Source organism: Bacillus luti, assembly GCF_009739945.1.
In the GTDB taxonomy this organism is placed as follows: Bacteria; Bacillota; Bacilli; order Bacillales; family Bacillaceae_G; genus Bacillus_A; species Bacillus_A luti.
In genome coordinates, this window is record NZ_CP040336.1 from 2,209,387 (window position 1) to 2,223,877 (window position 14,491).

At 35.3% G+C, this 14,491-nt stretch carries 10 protein-coding genes and 3 pseudogenes; 8 read left to right on the forward strand and 5 right to left on the reverse strand.

Going from position 1 to position 14,491, the window contains the following annotated elements; genetic code table 11:
- Nucleotides 1-62 precede the first annotated feature (62 nt).
- Nucleotides 63-496 (forward strand): annotated as a pseudogene (locus tag EUC40_RS27240) (MarR family winged helix-turn-helix transcriptional regulator).
- A gap of 218 nt (nt 497-714) precedes the next feature.
- Complete coding sequence (locus EUC40_RS11280) at nt 715-1,593, forward strand: LysR family transcriptional regulator (protein ID WP_156575126.1); 879 nt, start codon at nt 715-717, stop codon at nt 1,591-1,593.
- Nucleotides 1,594-1,904: 311 nt separating this feature from the next.
- On the opposite strand, the gene EUC40_RS11285 is transcribed toward EUC40_RS11280, so the two are convergent.
- The 4 genes from EUC40_RS11285 to ycaC form a co-directional block, all read right to left on the reverse strand.
- The gene (locus tag EUC40_RS11285) at nt 1,905-3,740 is read right to left on the reverse strand and encodes an amidohydrolase (protein WP_156575128.1); all 1,836 of its coding nucleotides are present in this window, start codon (nt 3,738-3,740) and stop codon (nt 1,905-1,907) included.
- Between the two features lie 13 nt (nt 3,741-3,753).
- Entirely contained in the window at nt 3,754-4,347 is a 594-nt protein-coding gene (locus EUC40_RS11290) for an antibiotic biosynthesis monooxygenase (RefSeq protein ID WP_156575130.1), read from the reverse strand.
- Nucleotides 4,344-4,988, reverse strand: a complete 645-nt coding sequence (locus tag EUC40_RS11295; RefSeq protein ID WP_000067162.1) for a hydrolase — start codon at nt 4,986-4,988, stop codon at nt 4,344-4,346. Before EUC40_RS11295 ends, EUC40_RS11290 begins: the two co-directional genes overlap by 4 nt.
- Before the next feature lie 194 nt (nt 4,989-5,182).
- Entirely contained in the window at nt 5,183-5,827 is a 645-nt protein-coding gene (gene ycaC / locus EUC40_RS11300; RefSeq protein ID WP_156575132.1) for an isochorismate family cysteine hydrolase YcaC, read from the reverse strand.
- A 492-nt stretch (nt 5,828-6,319) separates the two neighbouring features.
- On the opposite strand from ycaC, the gene EUC40_RS11305 reads away from it, so the two are divergent.
- The 4 genes and pseudogenes from EUC40_RS11305 to EUC40_RS27120 all read left to right on the forward strand — a co-directional run.
- Nucleotides 6,320-7,156, forward strand: a complete 837-nt coding sequence (locus EUC40_RS11305; protein WP_156575134.1) for an alpha/beta fold hydrolase — start codon at nt 6,320-6,322, stop codon at nt 7,154-7,156.
- A 113-nt stretch (nt 7,157-7,269) separates the two neighbouring features.
- The gene (locus tag EUC40_RS11310; protein WP_156575136.1) at nt 7,270-8,910 is read left to right on the forward strand and encodes a catalase; all 1,641 of its coding nucleotides are present in this window, start codon (nt 7,270-7,272) and stop codon (nt 8,908-8,910) included.
- A gap of 687 nt (nt 8,911-9,597) precedes the next feature.
- A complete protein-coding gene (locus tag EUC40_RS11315) occupies nt 9,598-11,187 on the forward strand; it encodes a bifunctional metallophosphatase/5'-nucleotidase (RefSeq protein ID WP_156575138.1) in 1,590 nt (529 codons plus the stop codon).
- 182 nt (nt 11,188-11,369) lie between these two features.
- Nucleotides 11,370-11,641: pseudogene (locus EUC40_RS27120) on the forward strand (M15 family metallopeptidase); the annotation flags it as partial.
- Nucleotides 11,642-11,839: 198 nt separating this feature from the next.
- Here the strand turns inward: EUC40_RS27120 and EUC40_RS11325 are convergent.
- Nucleotides 11,840-12,259 carry a DUF1259 domain-containing protein gene (locus tag EUC40_RS11325; protein ID WP_156575142.1) on the reverse strand — a complete coding sequence of 140 codons (420 nt, stop codon included), beginning with the start codon at nt 12,257-12,259 and terminating at the stop codon, nt 11,840-11,842.
- Nucleotides 12,260-12,877: 618 nt separating this feature from the next.
- Here EUC40_RS11325 and EUC40_RS11330 point away from each other — a divergent pair.
- Nucleotides 12,878-14,142: pseudogene (locus EUC40_RS11330) on the forward strand (Y-family DNA polymerase).
- Nucleotides 14,139-14,480, forward strand: coding sequence for a YolD-like family protein (locus tag EUC40_RS11335; protein ID WP_156575144.1), 342 nt, complete (start codon nt 14,139-14,141; stop codon nt 14,478-14,480). The pseudogene EUC40_RS11330 and the gene EUC40_RS11335 overlap by 4 nt, the downstream one beginning before the upstream one ends.
- Nucleotides 14,481-14,491: the final 11 nt, after the last annotated feature.

A 14,491-nucleotide genomic window follows, 5' to 3' on the forward strand; every position in this document is an offset into this window, starting at 1 on the left:
AATATTTTGACGATAATATAATGAATCTCGAATTCAAGATAACTTGTAAAGGATTGGTAATTATGAGCGTGATTAACGATGAGAGCTTATCTTTAAAGTTATTTGTTATATTATCAAGGGCAGTACAGTCAATTACTAAGCGTATTGAAGAGGATATAAAAAGTTATGGACTTAATCCAACTGAATTTGCAGTGCTTGAGCTACTGTATAGCAAAGGCGATCAGCCTATACAAAAATTTGGAGACAAAATATTACTTGCAAGTAGTAGTATCACGTATGTAGTGGATAGGTTGGAAAAGAAGAGGTGAAAACCATGTCCTAAAGACCGCCGTGTCACGTATGCATCAATTACTTCAGAAGGCATTGAATTGGTGACACTAATTTTTCCTCAGCATAAAGAGGGAATTCGGCAAATATTTGGTAGTTTGGACTATATTGAGAAAAAATGATAATTAAACAGTTGAAAAAGTTAGGATATTACGCACAGAAATTGTAAGTTTTAAGAGGTTATTTCTGTTTAGTAATATCCTAATTAAATATAAATTAAATAAATAGGAGGGAAAATTAATAAATAGTAGTAAATGTATTGTAGTACAAAATAAAGAAATTATGTAATTGCAATTGATATAGTAGGAAAGATAGTTGTTCTGTTAACGTATACATATTGTCCTTTTCATTATAAATCTTTCATAAAGCGGAGAGTGGGTATCAAGAATGGAATTACGTCATTTAGAGTATTTTATTCAAGTTTGTAATAATAATAGTTTTACTAAAGCTGCGGAAGTTCTAGGTATTTCACAGCCGACTTTAAGTCAACAAATCCGTGTGTTAGAAGGTGAACTTGATACACCTTTGTTTCATCGAGTTGGAAGAGGTATCAAAATGACAGAAGCGGGTAAGCTGCTATTTGATAAAGGAAAATTTATCATGCAGCAATTTGATGACGTTTATAATGAAATTTTTGAATTAAAGGGTGTAAAAAGAGGTGTGATTACTATAGGAGGTTTATTAGAGGATCTCACTTATTTAACACCTTATATTATGAAGTTTCAACAACAGTATCCCAACATCGTTGTAAAAATTATAGAGTCCGAAGTTGCTGTAAATCAAATCGTTGACAAAAATATTGATATAGGGATTACACATAGTGCTCAAATTCCAGACACATTAACAAACACCCTTTTGTATAGTGAAGAGCTCGTCCTTGTCATTCCAAAAAATCATTCTTTGAATGAAAAATCATTTGTTTCTTTTCGAGAACTAGCTGGGCTGAGTAGAATAATGGTTTCATGTAGTTGTCGTGAATCTATTAAGATATATTGTGAGAGTTTAGGGTTATCTTTATCTGAAGCAAATATAGAAACAAAATCTTCTATTTCTCTATTGAGCCTTGTATACAATGGTCATGGGGTTGCCATAATACCTCTTTCACTGGTTGATTTTGTTAATAGTGATACTTTGAGCATAGTTCGTATTACTGATCCAACACCAAGGCAAGATATTAATCTTATGCACTTTGATGATAAATTTTTAAGTGTTGCAGCACGTATCTTTATGCAGAAGTTAAATGATTCTCAAAAGGTATTAGTATAATAATGATTTTAGTGTAACAATTGAAAAAATCTATAAGTCTTGAGATGAGACCTATATTAAAGTCAAAGGGTAGTGGATTTATATGTATGGTGTAGTCGATCAAAAGGGGGATACCATTGACTTTTAATTAAGGGAAAAAGGACAGACTTTGCAAGGAGAGAGGGCTGTCAAAAACAAGTCAAGTTAATCAATCAACTCTTCGCTCTTATCGCATAGTAACAGATTCCATATAGGGATATACACTGCTATTTTGAATCTACATATCCTTATTGTAGAAAGAAAACCACCGGCATTATACCGGTGGTTTTGATTTAGAAAGCAAAGCAAGTACAACCAATACCCCATTTAGTTCCATCTTTTCCTATTACGGTATGAGTGTGTTGATGGAGAGGGTTACTACAACTATGTAACTTGTTATCATGGGAATCGTGAGAGAGTATAGTGTTGGCTAGGTTAGCACCACCATAACCATAAACGCCCGTCGGTGACCAATCAGGTGATGCTGGCGGCAATTCAGGTGATAAATTTTTAAATTCATCATTTCCATAAACAACCTGCCCACCCATAATGGTGAGTAATGATTCAAGGTCTTTGATTTCTTCTTCTGGCACAGTAAAGTAGTCAGAAGACAATACAGCAATATCAGCAAACTGACCTACTGCCAGGGTTCCTTTTTTGCCTTCATCACCAGAGAACCACGCACTTCCTTTTGAATATAATTCCAGGGCTACTTTTCTATCAAGTTTATTTTTTTCATCGTATATGGAAAGCCCACCAATGGTTTTTCCGGCAACCATCCAGTAAAGAGCAACCCAAGGGTTATAGCTGGAAACCCTGGTTGCATCACTACCGGCGCCAACAGGTATACCAAGGTCTAACATACGATAAATCGGAGGAGTACGCTTTGCAGCTTCCTTTCCGTATAAATCAACAAAGTATTCACCTTGAAAAGCCATGCGGTCTTGGATGGCAATACCGCCATTTAAAGCCTTAACACGTTCCATACTACGATCTGAGATTGTTTCTGCATGATCAAACCACCATCGTAGCCCATTAAAAGGAATTTCTCTATTAACTTCCTCAAATACATTTAAGAAACGTGTTATTGACTCGTCATAAGTTGCATGTAAACGGAATGGCCAACGATTTTCCACCAATAGAGAAATTACTTTCTTTAAGTCGGCTTCCATCACTGTAGCTAGCTCAGGCCGTGGCATCTGGAATTTTTCAAAATCGGCAGCTGAGAATACTAACATTTCTCCGGCACCATTCATTTTATACTTATCACTTCCTTGACCTGGAGAAACAATTTTTGCCCATGAAGCAAAGTCTTCATATTCATGATTAGGATTTTGCGTAAATAGATTATACGCAATACGCAAAGTTAATTGTTCCTTCTCGGCTAAATGTTCAACAACTTTGTAGTCATCAGGGTAATTTTGGAAACCGCCACCTGCGTCGATGGCACTTGTAATACCTAATCTATTTAATTCACGCATAAAATGGCGAGTTGAGTTAATCTGGTCGTCAAGATTAAGTACTGGTGCTCTCCCCAAACTTGAATAAAGAATAGAAGCGTTAGGGTTAGCAATTAAAAGGCCCGTTGGATTACCTCTTTTATCCCGCTCAATTAAACACCCTGGAGGGTCCGGGGTATCTTTTGTGTATCCCAGTGCACGCAGCCCTGCACGATTTACAAGTGCTCTATCGTAAAGATGTAGCACAAAGACAGGTGTGTCTTCAGAAACAGCGTTAATCTCTTCCAAAGTTGGCATCCGTCTTTCTTTAAATTGAAATTCAGACCAACCTCCAACTACTCTTACCCACTGAGGAGCAGGTGTACGCCTTGCCTGTTCTTTGAGCATTTCTAGAGCAATAAAAAGTGATGGCACGCCTTCCCATCGTAATTCCATATTATAATGAAGACCGCCACGAATAACGTGTATATGAGAGTCATTCAGGCCTGGAATAGCTCTTTTTCTTTTAAGGTCTATTTTTTTTGTTTTTTCTGTGGCACTATTAAGAAGCTCATCTCCACCTACTGCAGTTATTAAACCGTCAGTTATGGCGATAGCAGATACCTCAGGTTGAGAGGGATCAAGGGTAGTAATTTTTCCGTTATATAAGATCATATCCGGTAAATTCATATTCACACCTCGTCTACTTCCTATTATTTTGTAACCATGGATGAAATAATTTACCGAAAATCGGCATAACTACCCATGATAGCAAGGACACTATACATACAGAAACAAAAAAAGCCGACATAATAGGATTCATATGTTTTATAATAGGTCCTATCAATTTAGGAACTAACATGCTAAGAGGCCATACACCCAAAAGGGTAACGATAGACATTTTCCATTTTGGCGGTGGAACTGGTGTTTTCGGAGTAACAAACCAATAAGCCAAACTGCTTTCAGTTTTGTAAGTTGGATTAGTAACTTGAAATTGTTCTGCTGTTTTTAACAAATCTCGGCGAACATCTGATTCTTGCCAAGCACGTAGATGCTCATACGTATCAAAGCGAAAAATAACAGTATACTCTCTGGATTCGTTACTTGGGACTATTAGATTTACACCTAAATGTCCTGGGAATTTAGTAGCGGCAGCCTCGATTTCATGTCTCCATGTTTCAAACTGTTTTTCTTTCCCTTGTTGAATTTCCCATGTAACAATCGTTGTTACTGGATCAGCAGCATCCATCGTGTTCCCTGTATAAGTCTCTTCGACAGCTACTCCTTCTTGTTTCATATTTTCCTGCTTGGAAGCGCGCCATGCACCATAGTATATGCGTATTCTACACCTTGACCATAAGCACCAGTGTGTTCCTTTACAATCTCCATTACAGCATCATAAGTGTCTTTGTGTGCCCAGTCACGTTGGTATTCAAGTAAAACTTGAATTGCTGTCACTGGAATTGCACCAGCTTGTTCTACACGACGCATAGCAGCGTTATGTGCTGTCAAGCTAGTACCACCTGAAGCATCATCAACTGCATACACCTCATAGCCAGCTTTAATTGCTTCAAGAACAGGGAATGCAAGGCAAACTTCAGTCCAAAGTGCTGCAAATATTAATTTCTTTCTACCTGTTGCTTTAACTGCCTCAACAAATTTTGGATCTTCCCAAGAGTTCATTGAACTGCGTTCTATAATTTCATGGTTTGGGAATATGTCAAGAATTTGTGGCCAAAAATAACCAGAAAAGCTGCGTGTCTCAACTGTAGTAAGAATAGTAGGTACGTTAAAAGTTTTCGCTGATTTAGCAAGCAGCATAACGTTATTAATCAATGTTTGTCTATCAATACTTGCAACTCCAAAAGTCATTTGAGGCTGAAAATCAATTAAAATTAAGGCACTGTTCTCCGGATTTAACAATTCTAAATTACTCATAATAAAACACTCCTTTTGTAATTGTTCGAATATTTTTCGGAAGTAATGTTTTTTCTGTTAATTAAAGTTGTAATCATAAAAATAAAAGCTCTGCTATACTTTTTAATTTAAAATTTAGTGCTGATTTAATCAGCACTAAATTTATACTATCTACTTTAAAAAAAGTGATTTAAAGCTATTTCATTGGAATACATTTATACATTTTGTTTACTAAGATCTCGTTGAGCTCCTAAATAGCTTCCAATTATATTTTGATAGCCTGGAAGATTGCTAGCAAGCAAATTGCCAAAACCTTCGACATCGTTGCGCCAATCACGTTGTAATTCGCAAGCTACGCTAAACCAGTTCATAAGTTGCACACCACTATGTGCCATACGAGTATTGGCAGCATCTGCAACTTGTTTACTGAAAGTTCCTGAAGCATCAGTAACAGCAAATACTTCATATCCAGCTTTTATAGCGGAAAGTGCCGGGAAAGCAACACAAACGTCCGTAACTACGCCCGCGATGATAAGTTGCTTTTTTCCAGTTTCTTCGATTACTTTTACAAAATCATCATTATCCCATGCGTTAATTTGTCCAGGTCGAGCTATTTTTAGTGCGTGAGGAAAGAGATCAACCAATTCTTGCATTAAAGGTCCGTTAGGCCCGTTTTCAAAACTTGTTGTTAAAATAACTGGTAAATCAAAAAACTTAGCAGTATGAGCAAGAGCTAAAACATTGTTCTTGAATTCATCAACACCATAGTCACGTACTAGTCCAGACATAAGACCAGTTTGATGATCTACTAAAAGAACGACAGCATCATCTTTGTTAATACGAGAATAGAGATCAGTCATTATGTATTCCTCCTAAAAATTAAGTAATCGAAGAAAGTTTAAATAGTCGAATACTATCATAAGTTTCTTCGTTTATAACTAAGCTGACCAATAATATTGGTTATAGCAGCATTCACAGAACATGAAGTGCTATACAAATTTATAGTATTTGAAAACTGATTCGTTAATCAATTCTAAATTATCTATAATTTGTATAGGTCGTAACTATGGTTATTTTCACTATAAAATAGATTGGTTTTACCTATACATTCTATAGATAGAACAATATTGATAGTCACCTATTTTTGTTATTAGAATTGAATAGGAGGAATTTTCAGCAAATACTTCGTGATGAAAAAGGTAGGAGATGGGGAATTGTCCATAAACAGAAAATGAATTCATCAGAACAGTAGAGTTTCATGCATAGAGTTCACAACATAAACGTGCATAAATAGGTTATGAGATTCATCCAGATTATTGAAGAAAAGGATATATATTAAAGGAGGTAGGAGAATGGCAAAAATTACTGTAGGAACCGAAAATCAAGCACCAATTGAGATATATTATGAGGATCATGGCATAGGAAAACCAGTTGTACTAATTCATGGTTGGCCGTTAAGTGGTCGATCATGGGAATACCAAGTTCCCGCTCTTGTTGAGGCTGGATACAGAGTTATAACATATGATCGTCGAGGATTTGGAAAATCATCTCAGCCGTGGGAAGGGTATGAATATGATACCTTTACTTCTGATTTACATCAACTATTAGAACAGTTAGAGCTTCAAAATGTCACACTTGTTGGTTTTTCTATGGGTGGAGGCGAGGTAGCCCGGTATATTGGGAAATATGGAACCAATAGAGTAGAGAAGGCTGTATTTGCAGGAGCTGTACCACCATTCCTTTATAAGTCAGCAGATCATCCTGAGGGTGTATTAGATGATGTAGCAATTCAAGAATTTGAAAATGGAGTAAAAAGTGATCGCCTAGCATTCCTTGATGAGTTTACGAAAGGATTTTTTGCTGCTGGAGATCGAACTGACTTAGTTAGTGAACCATTTCGACTTTACAATAGGGATATCGCTGCGGGTGCATCACCTAAAGGGACGCTAGATTGTATCGCTGCTTTCAGCAAAACAGACTTCAGAGGCGATTTAGCCAAGGTTAATATACCTACCCTTGTTATTCATGGTGATTCAGATGCAACTGTACCATTTGAATATAGTGGGAAATTAACACATGAAGCAATTCCTGATTCTAAAGTATCATTAATAAAGGGTGGTCCACATGGGCTAAATGCAACGCATGCTAAAGAATTTAATGAAGCACTCCTATTATTTTTAAAGGACTGATTACAACTATATAATTGTTAATTGATACATTATAAATAAGTTGTAATTCTATCATATTTTTTCCGATAAATGGAAATATCTAAAGGTGAATAATTTTGAGGAGGTTTTCAATTATGGCAGAAAACCAAGACATGAATTCTCTAGATGAACAAGACGTGAAACGTGAGACATTGACAACACGACAGGGGCACCCTGTGAAGGATAATCAAAACATCCGAACAATTGGGAATCGTGGTCCAGCAACACTTGAAAATTATCATTTCATCGAAAAAATTTCTCATTTTGATCGAGAAGAGGTTCCGGAACGTGTAGTACATGCGCGAGGAGCTGGAGCATTTGGGTATTTTGAAACCTATGGAAAAGTTGGAGATGAGCCGGCAGAAAAATATACTCGTGCGAAAGTATTTTCAGGGGCTGGTAAAAAAACACCGTTAATGGTTCGTTTTTCTACAGTAGCTGGAGCCAAGGACTCACCAGAAACAGCAAGGGATCCACGAGGTTTTGCAGTGAAAATGTATACGGAAGATGGTAACTGGGATTTAGTAGGGAATAATTTGAAGATTTTCTTTATTCGTGATGCGATGAAGTTCCCAGATATGATTCACGCATTTAAGGTTGATCCAGTTTCAAATGTGTCGAATCCTCAGCGGATGTTTGACTTTGTTTCTCGTACCCCAGAGGCAACACATATGATTACATTTTTATTTTCTCCATGGGGTATTCCAGCAACATATCGCCATATGCAGGGATCTGGTGTGAACACTTATAAATGGGTAAATGAAAAAAGCGAAGCTGTATTGGTAAAATATCATTGGGAGCCGAAGCAGGGAATTCGAAATTTAACACAAGAAGATGCAAACAGTATTCAAGCAATGAATGTTAGTCATGCAACACAAGATTTATATGAAGCAATTGAGCGCAAAGATTATCCAGAGTGGGAGCTATTTGTACAAATTATGGAGGATGGTTATCATCCAGAACTCGATTTTGATCCTCTTGATGATACGAAGCTTTGGCCAGAGGAGCAGTTCCCATGGTTACCGGTAGGACGTATGGTTCTTGATCGTAACCCAGTTGATTATCATTCAGAGATTGAACAAGCTGCTTTTGGTACAGGAGTACTTGTTGATGGCATGGACTTCTCAGATGATAAAATGCTACAAGGTCGTACTTTCTCTTATTCAGATACTCAACGTTATCGCGTTGGTGCAAACTATCTGCAATTACCTGTAAATGCACCTAAAGCGCCTGTTCGTACAAATCAACATCGTGGTCAAATGGATATGCGTAATCCGAAAGAGTCTGGAGAAAATCCGCATATTAACTATGAGCCATCTATGCTGGGTGGCTATAAAGATGCAAAACAAGAAAAGCATCATCCACATCAACCAACTTACAATGCGGCTGCTATGAGCGCACCAATCGATCGTCCTAATAATTATGGTCAAGCAGGTCACACATATCGTAGTTTTGAGGAGTGGGAACGAAATGAGTTGGTTAAAAATCTATCTGAAGCACTTGCAGTATGTGATAAAAGAATTCAGAATGCGATGATTGAACACTTCACACAAGCTGATGAGGATTATGGCCGTCGTGTTAAAGAAGGTATTGAAAAGAAAATGAAAGAAGCTAAAACGGAAAACAAACTTCCGGGCCGCGAAGTAAGTAAATCAAAATATGGTCAAGGTTCATTAGCTGCAAACGAAGCAACAAAAGATGCAGTAAAGAAAAGCCATGAATCCGATCCTTATTAATTGAAGTGAGCACAGTAGAATACCTAGAGATTCCGTGAAAATAGTTAGGCAGCCTTCCATATGATTGTTAAAATGTTTTTTTTATATGAGAAGTACTAAATATCATAAGATAGTTCATAAACAAATAAAAAATAAAGTTTCATAAAGATGCTCTTGGATAAATCCAGGAGCATCTTTTTAAATGCGGAGCAGTGCACCACTTTAATCAATTTAAAGAATCGAAATCTTCCATAACGAAATTTTTATTCATTTTTAAATGGTGATATTGAGTTAGGTTTATAAATATCCATTAGTTTCGGATTGAATATTCTTCTTAACAGTTAACATGTATTGATTAGAGTTTTTTAGTCTCTTAGAAGTATTGTTATATTACTATCAAGATAATATTTTGAATAATCCTCAAAACAAAGAAATGTACATTTTCTTGTTTGTGTAGTGAAGTTTCTTAAGTTGAGAGGAGGCCTTTATATCCTAATCCCAAAGTGTAGACTACAGCCTACCAATAATCATCTTCCTCTTGGAATTGTTGTTTTACATCTTCAAATTTTTGAAGAAGGAGTGTTTTGTTTGGAAATGATAAAATCTTATTAATTTTTATAATTAGTAGAATTTTTATAGAAATAATTCTCTTAATATATTAAAATAACATTGTATTATGTCAGATTTTAATTAGGGGAGAGAAATTTTATGTTGAAAAAAATCATTCCAGTTGCTTTAGCAATAAGTACAGTTACTTTTACTAGTGTATTTGCTGCGCCTTCAGCACAAGCAAGTACAGAACCAAACCGCTACATAGATGTGCAAATGCTCGGTATTAACGATTTTCATGGGCAACTAGACACAGTAAAAAAAATTAACAATAAAGATGCAGGGGGAATCGAGTACTTAGGGGCTTATTTACGTGATCGTGAAAAACAAAATCCGAATACATTAAAAGTACATGCTGGCGATGTTGTTGGAGCAAGTACTCCTGTTTCAGCATTATTACAAGACGAACCTACGATTGAATTTCTAAATGATTTGAAATTCGATGTTGGAACTATAGGAAATCATGAATTTGATGAAGGTGTTGAAGAAATGAACCGCCTTATTTATGGTGGATACCATGAGAAAACAGGAAATTTTAAAGGAGCAAAATTCCCATATGTTGCTGCAAATTTCTATAATAAGTCCACCGGGCGTTTATTTTTACCACCATTCACTATAAAAAAGGTACAAGGAGTTCCTGTTGGATTTATTGGAGTTGTAACAACGGATGTTCCTAACCTTGTTATGCCTACTATGCTAAAGAATGTAGAAATTACAGATGAAGTTGAAGCTATTAACAAATCTGTAAAGCAATTAAAAAAACTAGGTGTTAAATCTATCGTTGTTCTTGCGCATAACGGGGGTACAACAGATGGAAATGGCGTAACAAATGGTGATATCGTCCGATTAGCAAATGAGACTGATCCAGAAGTCGATGTTATTTTTGGTGGGCATAGCCACACTTATGTAAATGGAACTGTTAATAATAAACTTGTCGTACAAGCAAATTCTTATGGTATGGCTTTTGCTGATGTTGATGTAAAGATTGATCGTAAAACACAAGATATTGTTGAGAAAAAAGCAGAAATTGTTACAACTTACCATGAAGGTATGGAGCCTGATAAAAAAATAAAGAAGAAGATGGAGAAATATCAAGCAAAAATCGCACCTCTTGTTAATGAAGTTGTAGGTAAGTCTATTGCTCCACTAGATCGCAAACTAAATACGGCTGGTGAATCTACTCTTGGAAATTTAGTTGCTGATGCCCAGCGTGCAACAATGCAATCTCAAATTGCACTTATGAATCCTGGTGGTATTCGTAATGACTTAGATGCTGGTGATATTACATGGGGAGAGATATATGGTATTCAACCATTCGGAAATCAATTAATAAAAGTAAATTTAACAGGTCAAGACATTCGTGATATTTTAAATCAACAATGGCAAAAAGATATAACAAGAATGCTTCAAATTTCGGGGATCCAATACACTTGGGATGCGAACAAGCCTAATGGAGAAAAAGTAACAAGTATTCGCTTAACAAATGGAGAAGAAATTATTCCTTCTAAAACTTACAGCGTCGTTGCTAACGCATTTCTAGCTTCAGGTGGAGATGGATTTGTATCCTTTAAAAACGGTAAAGATGCTGAAACAGGACCAACTGATTTTGAAGCATTAGTAGATTATATAAAAAAATCAAAAGAACCAATTCAGTCTGTTATTGATGGAAGAATTCAAAAAATAAATTAGTTTTTTATTAATCTCAAAAACAACTAGATTACCTGTGCGCTATACTTTTTAGTGTGCAGGTAATCTATTTTTTGTGGATTTGAAATAAATCTTACCGTGGCCAATGGATATACTGTCTAGATACAGAGTGCCGAAAAAAAGTGAAGTAAACAAAAGTCGATATCCTGAACGTACAGGGGGTCTTTTTTGACAAAACGGGACATAGCGAACATCAAATAGGCTTAACGATGGATGTTAAAGATACAAATACTGAATTAGAGTTATGGTGTGCTAAGACGAAGGAAGGGAAGTGGCCGAAAGAAAATACGCATCGTGCAGGATATATCATTTGTTATCCTAAAGAATAGAGAAATGTGACTGGTTATGCGCATGAGCCTTGGCATATTCGCTATATAGGAGAAATTGCTAAAAAATATATAAGGAAAAACTAACTTTAGGGGAATATATGAGATAAGAAAGCCACAGTGAATTGAAAATTTGTATTTTTTGTTTAGGGAATAATATTTTATAAAATAGTAGGGTACTTTATTTTAATAGATTCAAAAACTGCCTATCTAAAAATTTGATAGGCAGTTTTTTTACTTTTTGGCAAAAAGTGAAATGATTTTATTATGTTTACACATATAGAAAATGTAATTATTCCAAACACCAATCATTGCCCCTCATTATTAGCAATAGGATAGCTACTTAAGGATAAAAAAGAATTCGCCAACTTTTGTGCAAAATGTAATGGGGGCTCTACCGATTGGATATGAATATACATAATTAAGGGATTCATGTACAGCCAGTGATTATGTAAAGCACTGACAATAATTCCTTGTTGTATAATTGATTGCATAAATGCAGGAATCTCTTCTTGTAGAACAGCGATTTCGCCTAAATTTAATGCATTACCATTTTGATCCAACGATTCAAAACTTACTCCGACAGGTACTACATTGGTACTCCGTTTTCCTTGAACAAGCACGCTAAAATCGCGGTGAAAAGACACCGAACAACCACCTTGACTTATTTTACTTTTTCCTTTAAGTATTGTAGCAAATTGTTCACAAATGAAATTAAGATTGTGCATAAATTCAATCCCTTTCTCGTACAAAATTATATAATTAGAGATTTGATTGAGAAGATACAGATAAACATTCAATAAATTAAAATTCAAAAAACAGGCCGTAATTTTAATTTATTGAATGTTTATTTTAAAAAAAATACAAGCTATAGTACTTGGCTATTCGGAACTTTATTGGAGGTGATTAATGTATCCGAGTTATTAAACTTACGATTTATGATAGTCTGTTCGAGATGTTATTATAAAAAATTCATAAAGTATGCACTTATATATTTTTAGTTTATGTAGATTAAATAAATATGTATTTAAATTTGAATGATAAAACTAGAAAAACAACGTTGAGAAAATAATCAATAATATTTTGTTTTCTATAAAAAAACACTACTAAAAAATGAGTTCTAAAATACCGTACCTATTCACGAAGAATTTAGTTGTTTCTCCCTGTATCTATTTATATTTTGCGGTATAGAAAACAATTCCTATAAATACAGAGGGAAATTCTTTAAGGTTTTCTTAGAATTTAGTAAAGGTTATTTTAACCAAAATTTTCATAGAAATACCTTTAAAAAGAACAAGAGTTCGTATATAATAAGAACAAACGTTCTTTATTTAGGAGTGATTACCTTGTATGATTATTTTCTTTTACCTAATCGTATTATTCTTTGTGTAGATCTTCGTAGCTTTTATGCGAGCGTATCATGTATTAAAAAAGGACTGGATCCACGTTATACAAAGCTGGCTGTCGTAGGGGATGTGAATCAGAGCGGATCAATTGTATTAGCAGCAACACCGCCATTAAAAGCGTTAGGAATAAAGAAGATGGCCAGATTATACGAAATACCGAAGCGACCAGATATTATTATTGTGAATCCAATTATGCATACGTATATGAAGTGTTCAACTTTCATAACAGGTTTAGCTTTACAATATGTCGCGCCGGAAGATTTTCATCAATATAGTATTGATGAATTTTTCATGGATATGACCGCAAGTATTCATTTGTTTGCGAGTAATCCGCACGAGTTCGCATTAAAGTTCAAACGAGAAATATATGAACGTACACGGATTGAAAGTACGATTGGTATTGGTCCGAATTTATTATTAAGTAAAGTAGCGATGGATGTGGATGCAAAAAAGAATAAAGATGGAATAGCGCAGTGGACGTATGACGATATACCCGAGAAGTTATGGGGCATTAGACCGCTCAGTAAATTTTGGGGTATATCGTATAAAACGGAAATGAAATTGAACCGAAAAGGTATACATACAATAGGGGAGTTAGCGCAGTACCCTTTGAAATATTTAAAGCAGTCGTTCGGTGTAATAGGAGAAGAATTACATTTACACAGTAACGGGATTGATTTTAGCAGAATAGCAGAAAAATACGTTCCTGCAACAACATCTATAGCGAAAAGCCAAATATTATTGCGTGATTATTCGATAGAAGAGTTCATCGTTATTTTATTAGAGCACATAGAAGAAATTTGTTACAGGTTGAGACGAGAAAAGAAATGCGCGCAAACAATTCATTTTTCGGTTGGATATAGCAAGGAATACGGTGGGGGAATAAAAAGGCACATACGTTAAATAGAGCAACAAATTTAACAATGGATATATATAATGTTTGTACATATTTTTTATACGAGAGACATACAGGAGAACCGATTCGATCAATAAGTATCTCGCTAACCAATTTAATAAATGAAGGGGAAGAGCAAATTTCGCTTTTCGATAACATTGTACAAAGAGAAAAAGAAATGAGATTAACGAAAGTTATGGACGAAATTCGAACACGGTTTGGTAAGAACAGTATTTTACGAGGGATTTCCTACACAAGCGTTGCAACAGCAAGATATAGAAACACATTATTAGGAGGGCACAAATCGTGATGAATGCTAACATGCCAAAAGGAAGAGGAATGGTGAAGTGGCAACCGTTTGCTAGTATGCCAGAGCAATTTGCAGTTATTAAAGAAATGATACAGGAACAAACAAAAATCCCGCGTCCAATCTTAACGCAAGATGCAAAAGAAAGGATTGAAAATAAGCTGTTAATTTCATATTTAGGTGAGGAAGAGGTTTTACTTACATATTATAAAGATGGTTATTTATATAAAAATTACATAACAGTAGTGGATATTAATCCATTAATGGAGACGATTACTTGTACGGATGCTTTTCATAATCAAAGAATGTTTAAGTTTGGTGATGTAATGGAGGTTGATTAGAATACTTTTCT